13 protein-coding genes and 1 pseudogene are annotated in these 12,892 nt (G+C 52.9%); 13 read left to right on the top strand and 1 reads right to left on the bottom strand.

The genetic code is table 11. From position 1 onward, the window contains the following. Window positions 1-176 precede the first annotated feature (176 nt). Together EH206_RS04860 and EH206_RS04865 are read left to right on the top strand one after the other, a co-directional pair. Window positions 177-428, top strand: coding sequence for a type II toxin-antitoxin system Phd/YefM family antitoxin (locus tag EH206_RS04860; protein ID WP_005973616.1), 252 nt, complete (start codon window positions 177-179; stop codon window positions 426-428). Beyond that, complete coding sequence (locus tag EH206_RS04865; RefSeq protein WP_009111698.1) at window positions 418-702, top strand: type II toxin-antitoxin system RelE family toxin; 285 nt, start codon at window positions 418-420, stop codon at window positions 700-702. The genes EH206_RS04860 and EH206_RS04865 overlap by 11 nt, the downstream gene beginning before the upstream one ends. 338 nt (window positions 703-1,040) lie before the next feature. On the opposite strand, the pseudogene EH206_RS04870 reads toward EH206_RS04865, so the two are convergent. Continuing rightward, a pseudogene (locus tag EH206_RS04870) lies at window positions 1,041-1,202 on the bottom strand (tyrosine-type recombinase/integrase); the annotation flags it as partial. A 402-nt stretch (window positions 1,203-1,604) separates the two neighbouring features. Here EH206_RS04870 and EH206_RS04880 point away from each other — a divergent pair. The 11 genes from EH206_RS04880 to tssE all read left to right on the top strand — a co-directional run bounded on the left by EH206_RS04880 (window position 1,605) and on the right by tssE (window position 12,891). Beyond that, window positions 1,605-2,198, top strand: a complete 594-nt coding sequence (locus EH206_RS04880) for a GNAT family N-acetyltransferase (RefSeq protein ID WP_009111700.1) — start codon at window positions 1,605-1,607, stop codon at window positions 2,196-2,198. Window positions 2,199-2,770: 572 nt separating this feature from the next. Further along, window positions 2,771-4,150, top strand: coding sequence for an LLM class flavin-dependent oxidoreductase (locus EH206_RS04885; protein WP_009111701.1), 1,380 nt, complete (start codon window positions 2,771-2,773; stop codon window positions 4,148-4,150). A 23-nt stretch (window positions 4,151-4,173) separates the two neighbouring features. Further along, the gene (locus EH206_RS04890; protein ID WP_009111702.1) at window positions 4,174-4,692 is read left to right on the top strand and encodes a carboxymuconolactone decarboxylase family protein; all 519 of its coding nucleotides are present in this window, start codon (window positions 4,174-4,176) and stop codon (window positions 4,690-4,692) included. Between the two features lie 44 nt (window positions 4,693-4,736). Further along, window positions 4,737-5,981, top strand: coding sequence for an ABC transporter substrate-binding protein (locus EH206_RS04895; protein WP_009111703.1), 1,245 nt, complete (start codon window positions 4,737-4,739; stop codon window positions 5,979-5,981). Next, a complete protein-coding gene (locus EH206_RS04900; protein ID WP_009111704.1) occupies window positions 5,978-6,763 on the top strand; it encodes an ABC transporter ATP-binding protein in 786 nt (261 codons plus the stop codon). The genes EH206_RS04895 and EH206_RS04900 overlap by 4 nt, the downstream gene beginning before the upstream one ends. Window positions 6,764-6,765: 2 nt before the next feature. Further along, window positions 6,766-7,494 (top strand): ABC transporter ATP-binding protein, encoded by a 729-nt coding sequence (locus EH206_RS04905; protein ID WP_009111705.1) that lies wholly within the window; start codon window positions 6,766-6,768, stop codon window positions 7,492-7,494. Next, entirely contained in the window at window positions 7,491-8,351 is an 861-nt protein-coding gene (locus EH206_RS04910) for a branched-chain amino acid ABC transporter permease (RefSeq protein ID WP_009111706.1), read from the top strand. The genes EH206_RS04905 and EH206_RS04910 overlap by 4 nt, the downstream gene beginning before the upstream one ends. Further along, the gene (locus EH206_RS04915) at window positions 8,348-9,232 is read left to right on the top strand and encodes a branched-chain amino acid ABC transporter permease (protein WP_009111707.1); all 885 of its coding nucleotides are present in this window, start codon (window positions 8,348-8,350) and stop codon (window positions 9,230-9,232) included. Before EH206_RS04910 ends, EH206_RS04915 begins: the two co-directional genes overlap by 4 nt. Window positions 9,233-10,436: 1,204 nt before the next feature. Further along, window positions 10,437-10,940 (top strand): type VI secretion system contractile sheath small subunit, encoded by a 504-nt coding sequence (tssB, locus tag EH206_RS04920; protein ID WP_009111708.1) that lies wholly within the window; start codon window positions 10,437-10,439, stop codon window positions 10,938-10,940. A 32-nt stretch (window positions 10,941-10,972) separates the two neighbouring features. Next, window positions 10,973-12,451 carry a type VI secretion system contractile sheath large subunit gene (tssC, locus tag EH206_RS04925; RefSeq protein WP_009111709.1) on the top strand — a complete coding sequence of 493 codons (1,479 nt, stop codon included), beginning with the start codon at window positions 10,973-10,975 and terminating at the stop codon, window positions 12,449-12,451. A gap of 5 nt (window positions 12,452-12,456) precedes the next feature. Next, window positions 12,457-12,891 carry a type VI secretion system baseplate subunit TssE gene (gene tssE / locus EH206_RS04930; protein ID WP_009111710.1) on the top strand — a complete coding sequence of 145 codons (435 nt, stop codon included), beginning with the start codon at window positions 12,457-12,459 and terminating at the stop codon, window positions 12,889-12,891. The last annotated feature ends 1 nt before the right edge of the window (window position 12,892 follow it).

The following is a 12,892-nucleotide window of genomic DNA, read 5'->3' on the forward strand; positions in this document are numbered from 1 at the left end:
TATTTACCCACTCATCACTCAGTAATATATTGATTATTAATCATAAAAATCTCAGGTGAAGAGGGGGGACGGTTTTTTATAAAATCTTTTTACTGGGTATGCTACATTCCGTATTGATGCATTTTTAGCTAAGTGCTAAATTCGGTATCAAATATCGCACTAAAAAGGGACTGATTATGTCTGTGCAACCTATCCTTGCTAATGCCGCAGTGAGCATCAGCGACTTTAAAAAATCACCCAATGCCGCGCTTAAAGAAGCCAACGGCGAACCTGTAGCCGTATTAACCAATGGCCGTATCTCTGGCTATTATGTTTCCCCGGAAACATGGGAAGCGCTGGCCGACTATCAGGAAGATATTGAACTCGCGAAAATAGCCCGTTCACGGATGAAAGGTAAACGCGTCAAGGTAGATCTGGATGAGTTATAAGCTGGAGTTTGAAGAACACGCGCTGAAAGAGTTTAATAAGTTGTGCGCACCAGTGCGGGAACAGTTTAAAAAGAAACTCTATGACATATTGCTTAACCCTCACATTCCCGCCAATCGCCTGCATGGTATGACGGATTGCTACAAAATCAAGCTCAGGTCTGCCGGATACCGGTTAGTGTACCGTGTGATCGATAACGAGGTGGTTGTGCTGGTCTTGGCCGTAGGCAAGCGGGAACGCTCAGAGGTTTATAAGGCTGCCAAAGACAGGCTGTAAGCGCGGATACCTTAAATTCGCGATCTTCTTGTTGTACGACATGATTATCAGGTAATGAGTTACTCGTCACCAGTTCACCAATTCATAACCCATTAATATATTGATTATTAAAAAATTCTTTGATGAAGAGGGTGAACAGTTTTTCGAAAAATAATTTTATTGGGGGAGGTGTCATATTGCTTACTTGAGATTTTGTATCCACTTTATGGGGCTCAAGATTCTATATGTATAAATGAATTTTTAATAACTAAAAATACTCAATAAAAACATTGAGTTATCATGTTGAGTTCGACTCCCATTATCGCACCATAAAATCAATTACTTATGTGTTATCTCCTTCAGTTCCTGTTAGTGCGTGGGACATATTTGGGCAAAGCAGCATCAATTTGTCGCGCGTGCTCAGTTAGGTGATTTGGTGCCAAATGGGCATATCGTCTAACCATCCCAATTGATTCCCATCCGCCCATTTCCTGCAGCACAGATATCGGCACGCCAGCTTGCGCATTTGTGCCGCAGGTCATATTGCATTTAACTTGTTAGCTATCTGCAACACCTTACAATAAATGGCCTCATCGGGATGTTTGGTTGAAATCCTTCCATCATTCCAATCAAGCCAAGGCTCATCATATTCACTATGACCACTCCATATAGCGAAAAAATCACCGTTTTTATTATCAATAGACAACTTTTTATCGCTATCAACAAGTTGAAGCCATTCCTTACTGCTTATTGGATTATTACTGTTGCCAGACCAATTTTCTGATCTTATTTTTAATTGTAATATACCGGTATATCACCACCGAAGAGAAAATAAAATGCTGTATTAAATTGTGTTTTGATAATCTATTTGTTTGTGATATGTTCATTCGTATGATAGTAATAAATGGGGCAATAGATTTGTTATGGATATGTCGGCGTTTCTCCCGAATAAAAAAACAAACTCCTCGAATAATGGACTTCGTCTTGTTCCTTTTACCGAACAACATTTTTCAATATTGGCTGATTGGTTTTTCAATGAAAAGGAAATTGTCCAATGGGGAGGGACGACTCTGTCTTATCCGCTTGATGAAGCACAATTTAGCGCGATGCTTATTGAAACAAAGACTACACCACCAAACCGTTTGTGCTGGATGCTTGAAGATAATGCAGGAGAGTTATGCGGCCACTGCCAGCTTGCTTTTGACTGGAGGAATGGGACGGCCATAATTGGTAGGGTTGTAATTTCCCCCAAAAGACAGGGAAGTGGTTTGGCAACGCCAATGGTTCGCAAGGTTTTAGAAAAAGCATTTTCTTATGCTGACATAGAGCGAACGGAACTTAACGTCTATGCTTGGAATAAAAAAGCCATCAAAACATATACTCGTGTAGGATTTATTGTTGAAGGTATTCGACGATCTTCTGCGAGAGTTGGCAATGAAAGATGGGATACGGCAATAATGAGTGTGTTACGAGATGAATGGGTAAAATACTCGGTTGAGCCTATTGACGGATTGTAATGAAATTTATTAATAAAAATGCGTGTTTAAATCTCTGGTAATAGATATATAAAAATCGATCATGTTTTTATCTGTACTCCCTAGGATGCTTCAACTTTTTATTATTCCCACCAAAAACTCATCCCTCAGGCCTGAGTTGCCATTAACAATTATTTATTGAAACGAATTAAATCAGATGACTGAAGAGTAATTCCATGGCCGTTTATTTAAAATTTGGGAGTATGTTGTTATGATGCGAGGTTATTTATTTATACGATAATTCACCACCATCACGATCTTCGCAAACCATGACGAAATTGCATCAGTCACCTTGTCCAGCTCAGATCGCCATAATCCCCCTCCTCTTTATCGGGTAAAACCGCCACTTCAGGCTAAATGAATAATAAGATTCACTTCAATATTTATTGATCCTGCATTGTCTCTTTCGTCATTTTTTAACTTTCATTAGAAAAAATATGTGTTTTGCTCACTGGCGAGCCGATGCCTTAATAAATAATAACAAGCAGGCTAAGCGGTAAGCTCGGATGAGATAGTCGTATTTCCGAGGGGTCTTACCATGGTGGAAATGGCTAATGACCAAAGAGATACGTTTTAATGCGTTCATGATGAATTGCATCGGACATTTGGCGCCGGGACAGTGGGCTTCCCCACAGGATCACTCCCTCAGTTATCTGCAGCCACAGTACTGGATCGGTCTGGCCAGGTTACTTGAAGACGGGTTATTTGACGGTCTGTTTCTGGGGGATGTGCTGGGTATTTACGACGTTGATGGCGATTCGGCAGACAGCGCGCTACGCCATGCGGCGCAGGTGCCGATGAACGACCCTTTCCCTCTGGTCCCGCTGATGTCGCAGGCTACGCAACATCTCGGTTTCGGCGTCACCGCCTCGGTGACCTATGAGCCTCCCTATTTGCTCGCCCGCCGGTTTTCCACCCTCGACCATCTGACCGGAGGGCGGATAGCCTGGAATATCGTTACCTCTTATCTTTCCAGCGGCGCGGCAAGCCTGGGACTTTCTCAGCCATTGTCCCATGATCAGCGCTACGATCGCGCCGATGACTACCTGAGCCTTTGCTATAAGCTGTGGGAAGGCAGCTGGCAAGAGGGGGCGGTGCTACGCGACCTGGAGCGGGGCGTCTACGCGGACCCCGATAAAATACGGCGCGTCGAGCATCAGGGGCCCTATTTTCAATCGAACGGGATTTATCAGTGCGAACCCTCGCCGCAACGCACGCCGGTCCTTTTCCAGGCTGGCGGCTCCGTGCGCGGTACCCGGTTCGCGGCGCAGCACGCGGAGTGTATTTTTGTCGGCGCGCCGACGCGCGATGGGCTGCGCCGTACCGTGGATGCGCTTCGCGCTGACCTGCTCAAGGCGGGCCGCCCCTCCGATTCCGTGCGTATTTTCGCCATGTTTACCGTTATCGTCGACGATAGCATGGCGCTGGCAAATGCGCGTTTTCACCACTATCTGGCGCGGGCAAGCTATGACGGCGCCCGCACGCTGTTGGCCGGCTGGACCGGTATCGATCTTTCGCGTTATCACCCTGACGATACGCTGGCCTATGTCGATACCGATGCCGGGCAATCAGCGCTGGCGTCCTTTAGCATTCTGGACCCCAACCGCATCTGGACGGTGCGCGACGCGGTGGAGTTCGTTTCGGTGGGAGGGCGCGGGCCGGTGGTGGTGGGCGACGCCGCCCACGTCGCCGATGAGTTGCAGTCCTGGGTGGCGGATACCGGTATCGACGGTTTTAACCTCGCCTACGTGGAATCGCCCAGAACTTTTGAAGACATCGTCAGGCTGTTGATCCCCGAACTTCAGCGGCGGGGGGCTTATAAAACGGCCTATGCGCCGGGAACGCTGCGGGAGAAACTGTTCGCCTACGGCCCTTATCTACCGCCAACCCATGACGGCAGCCGCTATCGCGGCGATAACGCCAATCCTCGTTAATCCTCATTTATTCAGGAGAAATCATGCCCCGTATTTCCGAACCGGATCCCCATACGTTTGATGGGCCGCTGGGGGAGTTGTTCCGGCGTTATACCCAAAATGGCGCTGTATTTGTCGATCAGTTTTCGGTGATGTCGCATGTGCGGCCGGCGGCGGAGCATCTGTTCGGCTTACTGCTGGAGCTCAAGGCGCGCGGCGGCATTGCTCAACGCTATATTGAACTGAGCATCGTGGTGGTTTCGCTTATCAATGAATGTACCTATTGCGTGGATAACCATGCTCCCCGTCTGGCGGTGGAGGGCATATCGACGCAGGGTGCGCGCGAACTGCTGGATTATGCCCAACATCCTGAACTGAGCGCGGTGGATAAACTGGTGGTTGAATACGCCATTGCGGTAACCCAGTCGCCTCAGCGTATCCGCGACGCATTGTTCGATCGCCTGCGGGCGCAGTTCAGCGAATCGCAAATCGTCGAGCTCACCTTGCGTATTGCGCTGTGCGGGTTTTTCAATCGTTTTAATCAGGCATTACAGATTGGCTGAGTTCGTATCGCCAGAGTGTTCGGCATTTATTGCAGGAGTGGTTCATGAGGTTTTTATTCACCTTGGCTGGTCATAAGCTGTTCGGCGTTATCCGGCGTTTCGCGCTATCCCTTGCGGCCGTACTGGCGTTCTGCCATATGGCCGGGGCGCAGGCGGCGGAACCGATTCGTATCGGCGTCTTGGTGCCGCTAAGCGGCGGAGGCGGCGCCTATGGCGCCGGCATGGCGGCCGCCGCCGCGCAAGCCGCCGAATTTATCAATCAGGACGCGGGCGGCGTGCTGAACGGACGCAAGATCGAAATTATCGTTGCCGACGATGAAAGCAACCCTACGGCGGGCGTCGCGGCGGCGCGAAAATTAATCGATGTCTCCCGCGTTTCCGCCATCGTCGGGCTATGGAGCAGCGCCGTGGCCATGGCCGTGAAACCCTTGACCATTGAAAAAGGCATCCCGCTACTGGTCACCGGCTCCGGTGATGAGATCACCCAGGGGGATAACCAGGGGCTGGTGTGGCGCTTCCAGGCCACCGGCCGGGACTGGGGCAAGGCGTTCGCCCGCGCCGCCGTTAAAGACGGGGCGCAAACCGCATCCCTGCTGGTGCTGCAAACTCCGTTTACCCTGAGCATGGTCGATCCTTTTATCCAGGAGTTTACCGCTGCCGGCGGGCGCGTTCTGGATACCGTTTATTACAATCCCGGCCAGCCCTCCTATCGGGCGGAAGTGGAGAAAGCCTTTGCCCAAAAACCGGACGCCGTTTTTGTCCCCAGCTACCTGCCGGACTTATCCGCCATTGCGCGGGAAATATACCGCAGCGGCTTTAACAGTACCCTCTACGCCAATTCTTCGGCGGCGGACGCCGAAGGCGCCTTTGTCAAAAACGTCGGCAAAGCGGTAGCGGAGGGGATTCACCATATCCAATCCATTCCACCGCAAGATTCCGCCGCCTATCATATTTTTGCCGAAAAGGCGGGTATCTCCCCCAATACGCTGGCGATCTTTCCGTCTAACGTATGGGATGAAATCTCCGTTCTGGCCCTGGCGATTGAAAAATCCGGCAGCGCGGATCCGCGGGTATTTACCCGCTCAATACCGGATGTCGTCAACGGTCCGGGCGAGAAAGTCGAAAGCCCGGTCGCGGGGCTTAACGCGCTGCGCGCCGGTAAAAACATCGCCTATAGCGGCGCGGGCTCCCAGTTTACCTTTACCCCCACCGGCGACCAGCTCAACCGCTTATACGGTCATTTCATTATTCGCGATGGGGTTAACCAGCAGGTGGATGTTTTGAAATGATGTCGGCGTCGCAAAGTGTGCCCGCCGGTTACCGGCTCACCGCCCGTAATGTTTCCCACGCCTTTGGCGGGGTGGCGGCGCTGCAACAAGCCTCGCTGGTGGTGGAGCCGGGCCGGATCACCGGGATTGTCGGCCCAAACGGCGCGGGTAAAACCACGTTGTTTAATATTTTGGCCGGCGCCCTGACGCCGGACGCCGGTCAGGTGTGTTGGGGCGAGCGAGATATCACCCGGCTGGCCATACACCGGCGCGCCGCGCTGGGTATTAGCCGTACATTCCAGCTTTCCCGCGAGCTTGATAGCCTCACGCTGCTGGAGAATTTATTGCTGGCCGCCCCGCGTCAGCCGGGCGATGCCCTATGGCGCATCTTCCTGACCCCTAAAGACGCAAAGCGTGCGGAACAGGCGGCGATCGACAAGGCCCTGGATTTATTGGAGCGCGTTCATTTGCGCGGGCTGCGCAATGAGCCGGCCGGCAGCCTGTCCGGAGGACAAAAAAAGCTGCTGGAGCTATGCCGGGCGCTGATGAGCGATCCCGCGGTGATCCTGCTGGATGAACCGGCCGCCGGCGTGAATCCGGCAACGATCGATGAGCTGGCCGCTTTCATCCTCGCGCTGCGCGCGCAGGGCAAAACCTTTGCCGTGGTCGAGCACAATATGGCGTTGATGGCGGCGCTGTGCGATACGGTTTACGTATTGGCCGAAGGGCGGGTGCTGACTCAGGGCAGCTTCGAGACCATTGCCGCCGATCGTCGCGTGCAGCAGGCATATCTGGGGGGGTAACTATGGCAACCGCATTAAAAGTCGAACGGCTGTATGCCGGTTATCATGGGAAAAATATTCTCCATGGCATCGATCTCGCCGTCCCGGCGGGAGGGGCGCTAACCATCATCGGACCGAATGGTTCCGGCAAGTCCACCTTGCTGAAAACGCTGGCGGGGCTGCTGGCGGTCTCCGACGGCCGAATTGAACTGGACGGCCGCGACATTACCGCCAGCCGGGCGCCACAGCGCGCCCGGCTGGGTCTGGCCTATGTTCCGCAAGAAAAAAATATCTTTCCCAATATGAACATCAGCGACAATCTGCGCACCAGCGGCGAGTTCGCGCACCGCAAACAATCCGCCAAAACCCTGCGGGCCAGAATGGAACAGGCGTTGGATCTTTTTCCCGAGCTGCGCCCTCATCTGGGTAAAACCACCGGCTTGCTGAGCGGCGGACAGCGGCAAATGGTGGCGATGGCGTCGGCCCTGATGCTGGAGCCGTCGCTTCTGGTGCTTGATGAACCCTCGGCCGGGTTGTCGCCGCGCAATGCCGGGCTATTGTTCGAGAGTATCGCGCGAATACGCGGCAGCGGTATTACGCTGCTGATGATTGAGCAGAATGTCAAACTCGGCCTTTCCGTGGCGGATACCGGCCTGGTGCTGGTCGCCGGTCAGGTAAAACTGCTGGCGCCGGCGGCCGAGCTGGCGCGGAACGCACACTTACACGCTCTTTTTTTGGGCCACGCGCAATGATGCAACTGTTATTTAACGGGGCGGTGACCGGCGTATTGGTTGCCTTGCCCGCATTGGCTCTCTCCTTGACCTTCAGCGTACTGCGCTTCGCCAACTTTGCCATCGGAGCCATGGTCACCGCCGGCGCCTATCTGATTTATTGGTGCAATACGCTATTCGGTCTCAGCCTGCCGCTTGCCTGCCTGCTCGGCACCGTGCTGGCGGCGCTGTTGGCGGTGGCGATCGACCTGCTGGTCTATCGCCGTCTGCTCGGACGATCCAGCATTACGCTGCTGGTGGCGTCAATGGGCGTGGCATTGACTCTGGAAAATCTGGTGCGTTTTTTCGCCGGCGGCACCCCGGTCGGCTACGCGGTGGAGGTCGCCCGTCCCTTGCTGTGGGGCGGCCTGCGCATTAATCATGAGCAACTGTTGACCGCCGGCATCAGTTTCGGCTGTCTGGCGCTGATAGGCCTGATCTTCCATTATACGCGGCTGGGCCGCGCCATGCGGGCGGTGGCTGATAACCCGGATCTGGCGGCGACGCGCGGTATATCCCATCAGCGGGTGGTATCGATGACCTGGATTTTATCCGGCGCGCTGTCGGCCATCGCCGGCATGCTTATCGGGTTGGATTCGACGCTGGACCCCCTGATGGGGTGGAACTATGTGCTGCCGGTGTTTGCCGCCGCCATTCTGGGCGGCCTGAGTAATCCGCTGGGGGCCATTGCGGGCGCGCTGATTATGGGGATGCTGAGCGAACTGTCGACGATAATATTGCCGCCTCACTACCGCACCTTGGTGGCTTTTCTGGTGCTCAGCCTGTTGCTGATGCTAAAACCGTCCGGCCTGTTAGGCGTCCAGTGGGTGAAAAAATGACTGCTTATCTGTTTTCTATTCTGGTGCTGGTGGCGATCTCCGCCATTGTCGGCCTGGCGCTCAATATGCAATGGGGATTATCCGGCCTGGTCAACTTCGGGCTGTTTGGTTTTTATATGCTGGCCGCTTATCTCTGCGGGCAATTAACCGTGCAGTGGCATTGGGATCCCTGGCTTGCCATGCTGGCGGCGGTGCTGATCACCGCCCTGGCCAGCGCGCTGGTGAGCCTTATCTCGCTTCGCCTGTCGGATGACTACCTGGCGATAGTCACGCTCGGCTTTGCCGAAAGTCTCAAACTGGCGATCGTCCATGAAGAGTGGCTTACCCGGGGAAGTCTGGGGATATCCGGCATACCGCGCCTGATTGGCGGAGACGGCGCTTTTTTGCTGGTGGTCCTGGGGGCGCTGGCGGCGATATTTTTGCTGTATGAAGGCGTGGCGCGGGCTCCGCTCGGCCGGACCGCCCGGGCGCTGCGCGACGATCCGCTGGTGGTCGCAACGCTGGGCAAGAGCGTTCTCTCCTTCCGGTTACGTCTGTTCGCCCTGGGAGGCGGCGCTATCGGCGTCGCCGGCTGTTTTCATGCTTTTTATTATCAATATATCGACCCTACCCAGTTTGGTCCGGCGATCACCGCCTATGCCTTTATGGCGGTGATCATCGGCGGGCGCGGCAGCAATGTCGGCGTCCTGCTGAGTTCGGCCACCGTCATTTTGCTGCTGGAAGGCACGCGCTTTCTCAATGATTACGTCTCCTGGCTTACGCCAAGCCAACTGGCCTCGCTGCGCCTGATGCTTATCGGGCTGGGCCTTATCGTCATGCTGATCTACCGGCCGCAGGGTTTTATCAGGGAGTACCGGCTAAAACACAGGGCGCAAAAGTGACGTTTGAGAAATCCGCGAGATAAACGGCCTGGCTGGCGCTGCTGTGTGTTATGCATACTATACCCGTCATACTTCAAGCTGCAGATGCGTTGGCTGCATTACTCGGCCCCTCCCTGGGCCTCGCCCCGTTGGGGCCGCTGCAAGCAGCGTTCAAATCTGCTCCAGGCAGATTTGTCAGTCACCCGAATCACTTACTTTAGTAAGCTCATCGGGATTAAATGAGAGACTTCCTGTCTCTCACCGGAGGCCAGCCCTTGGCTGGTCAAATTCGCTCCCGACGAATTTGTCCTTCCCTTGCCGCCTTCCTGCAACTCGAATTATTTAGGGTATAGATCACTATTCTGGAAAATTATTTCACGATATTTGTATGAGATTTCGACCTGGGTCTGATTGCTGGCTATTTGTCCGCTATCTGGTCGATTTTCTACCCGAAGCTGGATAACGCTTCGTTAACTTACGTGCTTCATTTTAACATTTCCCCCACAATATGCTGTGGGCGGTCAGCTATTTCGATTTAAGTCATACGCACAATATAAAAATCTAAAAGTTTTTGTTAGGGATGAGGTAATTGTCGCAATGATCCCTTTCGGCGTTTCTTTAGCAAGCGGAATGCCAGATAACACGTTGGTTATTTATTCTGACAAAACTAAAAAAATAGGATTAAAAAAACAAACAAAGGTAAATTTAATAATTGATATTTGATGATGAGTTAATTAGCAAGTTAACTATTTTTTCTTTAATGAAATTAAAAGGCACAAAACATATCGTTTTTTGTTTGATTAAAACTGAAGGGAAAGTATGCTGACTATAGCTATTTTTTATACTTCCTCGTTGAGGGTTTTATTTTAATTGTTTGTTTTTATTTGTCTTTATTGTTTATTGCCTTAATTGTTCGCCTGACGTGCCGGGCGTTGACCGTTTGTCGGCGTTGTGTGTATGATTCAACTTAAATATACAGGTTTTACCTCTCTTTTTGATTTGGTGTTTCTTTTTCTTATTGGCGCTTATTTTATATACGGTTTAATAACGTTTTAGTGCGTTCGCATATTGATAATGCGTATTTTATTTCTTTTATCTCGCTGGTCGAATAAGCAAATAGCCTATTTGTTGATCGAATATTCCGCCTTTATTTATTTTGGCGGGGGTTCGATCGGTATCGACTTTATTTCTCCGGGCCAGAGCGCCCTTACGTTGGTATAGATATATGGCAAAAGGAACTGACGGTGCGTCTGTCGCACCAAAGGAACGTATTAATATCAAATATGTCCCGGCCACGGGCGGTCAGCAAGCGGAAATAGAGCTGCCGCTGACGCTGATGGTTGTGGGGAATATGAAAGGACGCACAGAGGAAACGCCTATTGAAGAGCGCCAGACGGTATCAATCGACAAGAATAATTTTACCTCAGTGATGAAAGAGGCCAATTTGGCGTTGAATTTCAGCGTTCCCAATCGCCTTGAAGAGGACAGCCAGGACGATCTTCCGGTAACGCTGAATATCGCTTCGCTGAATGATTTCTCCCCCGACCGCATCGCCCAGCAGGTGCCCGAATTACGCAAGTTGTTGGAACTGCGCGAGGCGCTGGTGGCGCTGAAAGGACCGCTCGGCAATATTCCTTCCTTCCGTAATCGTTTGCAGGATCTGTTGTCCAGCGAAGAGGCCAGGGAGCAACTGCTCAAAGAGCTGGATCTGGTAAAACCCGCCGAATAATTGATGGTTACTGACGAGATAGGGAAACAAATATGTCGATAGTTGAAGAACAGGCGCCGGCCGGGGCGGCCGCCGCCTCCGGGTCGCTGCTTGACGAGATTATGGCGCAGGCGCGCATTACCCCGGTGGATGAAGGGTACAGCGTAGCCAAACAGGGGATCGCCGCGCTGGTTGCCAATATCCTTGATAGCGGCAACGCGGCGGAGCCGGTGAATAAAGCACTGGTAGACAGCATGATCGTCGAACTGGACAAGAAACTGAGCAAGCAGATTGACGTTATCCTGCACGCTCAGGAGCTTCAGGAACTGGAGTCCTCCTGGCGCTCTCTGAAACTGATGATCGATCGCACCGATTTTCGTGAAAACATCAAGATATTAGTGTTGCACGCCACCAAGGAGGAACTGCTGGAGGATTTCGAGTTTGCCCCTGAAATCACCCAGTCCGGTTTCTACAAACACGTTTACTCCAGCGGTTACGGACAGTTTGGCGGCCAGCCCATCGGCGGAGTTATCGGCGACTATGCCATGACGCAGAGCTCTCCGGATATCAAGCTGATGCAGTATGTCAGCGCGGTGGGGGCAATGGCCCATGCACCGTTTATCTCCTCCGTTGCGCCGACATTCTTCGGGGTGGACAGCTTTACCGATCTGCCCTCCATTAAAGACTTGAAGTCGGTGTTTGAAGGACCGAGCTACACCAAATGGCGTTCGCTGCGCGAATCGGAAGACGCTCGCTACCTGGGGCTGACGGCGCCGCGCTTTCTGGCGCGTCTGCCTTACGACCCGGTTGAAAACCCGATCAAGGGCTTCAATTACAAGGAAGATATCAGTTCCAACCATGAGCACTACCTGTGGGGCAATACCGCCTATCTGATGGGTTCCGCGCTGACGGACAGCTTTGCCAAATATCGCTGGTGTCCGAACATCATCGGCCCGCAGAGCGGCGGCGCCATCAACGACCTGCCGGTGCATGTTTATGAGGCGATGGGGCAGCTTCAGGCCAAGATCCCGACCGAAGTGCTGATCACCGATCGTCGCGAGTACGAAATGGCCGAAGAGGGCTTTATCACGCTGACGATGCGTAAAGACAGCGACAATGCCGCATTCTTCTCCGCCAACTCGGTACAGAAACCCAAGGTGTTCCCGAACACCAAAGAGGGTAAAGAGGCGGAGACCAACTACAAGCTGGGTACGCAACTGCCGTACATGTTCATCATCAACCGTCTGGCTCACTACATCAAAGTATTGCAGCGTGAACAGATTGGGTCGTGGAAAGAGCGTCAGGACCTTGAACGTGAGCTCAATTCCTGGATTAAACAGTACGTTGCCGATCAGGAAAACCCGCCGGCGGACGTTCGCAGCCGCCGTCCGCTGCGCGCCGCGCAGATCAAGGTGCTGGATGTGGAAGGCGAACCGGGTTGGTATCAGGTCACCATGGCGGTTCGTCCGCACTTCAAATACATGGGGGCGAACTTTGAACTGTCGCTGGTAGGGCGTTTGGATAAGGAATAAGACGGATGCCGTCGCTTTCAGCCTGGGAAAGAGGAACCGCGGCCAGCCTGTTCGATCGTATCCGAGGGGAAGAGCAACCGCGCACTTCCCCCGAAGCGGATGTGGAAGCGCTGATTGCCTCCGTTAAGCGTCAACTGGACAACGTGCTCAATACCCGGCCTGGAAATTGTCGCAGCGCACCGGAGCTTGGCGTGATTGATTTCAATGACGCCACCCAGGGCGGCGCGGATATCAGGGGGAAAATCCGCGAGGCGATCCGGCAGTGCATCTGCCGCTTTGAACCGCGGATTGTCCATGTGGACGTCAGTGCGTCGGACTATCTGTCCAATCCGCTGGAGATGTCGTTTCAGGTCACCGCCCACGTCAGGCTGGAAGAACTGGAGCAGGTCGCCTCCTTCAATATCCATATGGATAGCCACCGCCATTACAGAATGATCTGAT

The sequence above is a fragment of the Brenneria nigrifluens DSM 30175 = ATCC 13028 genome (assembly GCF_005484965.1).
In the GTDB taxonomy this organism is placed as follows: Bacteria; Pseudomonadota; Gammaproteobacteria; order Enterobacterales; family Enterobacteriaceae; genus Brenneria; species Brenneria nigrifluens.

Coding starts and splice junctions, on each gene's coding strand:
- EH206_RS04860 (WP_005973616.1), top strand. CDS start 177: ATGTCTGTGCAACCTATCCTTGCTAATGCCGCAGTGAGCATCAGCGAC.
- EH206_RS04865 (WP_009111698.1), top strand. CDS start 418: ATGAGTTATAAGCTGGAGTTTGAAGAACACGCGCTGAAAGAGTTTAAT.
- EH206_RS04880 (WP_009111700.1), top strand. CDS start 1,605: ATGGATATGTCGGCGTTTCTCCCGAATAAAAAAACAAACTCCTCGAAT.
- EH206_RS04885 (WP_009111701.1), top strand. CDS start 2,771: ATGACCAAAGAGATACGTTTTAATGCGTTCATGATGAATTGCATCGGA.
- EH206_RS04890 (WP_009111702.1), top strand. CDS start 4,174: ATGCCCCGTATTTCCGAACCGGATCCCCATACGTTTGATGGGCCGCTG.
- EH206_RS04895 (WP_009111703.1), top strand. CDS start 4,737: ATGAGGTTTTTATTCACCTTGGCTGGTCATAAGCTGTTCGGCGTTATC.
- EH206_RS04900 (WP_009111704.1), top strand. CDS start 5,978: ATGATGTCGGCGTCGCAAAGTGTGCCCGCCGGTTACCGGCTCACCGCC.
- EH206_RS04905 (WP_009111705.1), top strand. CDS start 6,766: ATGGCAACCGCATTAAAAGTCGAACGGCTGTATGCCGGTTATCATGGG.
- EH206_RS04910 (WP_009111706.1), top strand. CDS start 7,491: ATGATGCAACTGTTATTTAACGGGGCGGTGACCGGCGTATTGGTTGCC.
- EH206_RS04915 (WP_009111707.1), top strand. CDS start 8,348: ATGACTGCTTATCTGTTTTCTATTCTGGTGCTGGTGGCGATCTCCGCC.
- tssB (WP_009111708.1), top strand. CDS start 10,437: ATGGCAAAAGGAACTGACGGTGCGTCTGTCGCACCAAAGGAACGTATT.
- tssC (WP_009111709.1), top strand. CDS start 10,973: ATGTCGATAGTTGAAGAACAGGCGCCGGCCGGGGCGGCCGCCGCCTCC.
- tssE (WP_009111710.1), top strand. CDS start 12,457: ATGCCGTCGCTTTCAGCCTGGGAAAGAGGAACCGCGGCCAGCCTGTTC.